The organism is Bartonella sp. TT119HLJHH (assembly GCF_042193385.1).
Classification (GTDB): Bacteria; Pseudomonadota; Alphaproteobacteria; order Rhizobiales; family Rhizobiaceae; genus Bartonella.
Genome location: NZ_JBHILS010000125.1, coordinates 1 through 803 on the forward strand (window position 1 = coordinate 1; position 803 = coordinate 803).

Below are 803 nucleotides of genomic sequence, written 5' to 3' on the forward strand. Positions count from 1 at the left end.
TTTCGTATGGCAACTTCTGAAAGCTATACGGATAAAAAAACAATCAAAAAGTAGAAAAAACAGAATGGCATTCAGTTGTGATTTTTAATCCACATTTAGCAAAAATTGCACTTCAATATCTCAACAAAGGTTCAAAAGTTTACGTAGAAAAAAATTACAGACACGCAAATGGCAAGATAAAAATGGGCATGACCGTTACACAACAGAGATTGTCTTACCACAATGCAAAGGCGAATTGTATTTGCTTGATGCAAAAAAAGAGCAATCAGCATCCCCTACCCCTTCACCCATTACTTCTCAAAACTTCTCAAAATTATGCTATCGCTTCAGGTGCTGCTGATCATGGCGCATCTCTTAATGATAGTATGCCATTTTGATTGAACAAATATAGCAAAGTGAAAAAACGTACAAAACGCGAACGTCCACGGATTAAAGGGGATGTATCAGAAAACCAAACGGACGCATCTCACGAGCAAAAACATCGCATGCACCCATGAAAATAGGCAATAGAAATGCGTGCTAAACGCTTTGGTTTGACGATTGAAGAGGCTAAAAATCCGCTTTCCGGTACCTATATCGGGCGGCTTTATTTGCAAGGAGAACTCAACCAAGATCAATATGATGCTGCACAAAATATCTTGAAGTGAAAAACAATTACCTATGTGTAAAAGGATTACCTAATGCAATTTATGATAAAATGTCATCTTCTTCTGATGACAAAGCGAGAGAGAAATGGGTACAAAAAGCAACCAATCATTATCAAGCTATGCAAGAGATAGTAAAAGAAAGACAATGCCTTTATC

2 pseudogenes are annotated in these 803 nt (G+C 37.1%); both read left to right on the forward strand.

The features are described 5' to 3' along the window. Positions 1–377: pseudogene (ssb, locus tag ACFIJL_RS09720) on the forward strand (single-stranded DNA-binding protein); the annotation flags it as partial. Next, positions 378–803 (forward strand): annotated as a pseudogene (locus ACFIJL_RS09725) (hypothetical protein); the annotation flags it as partial.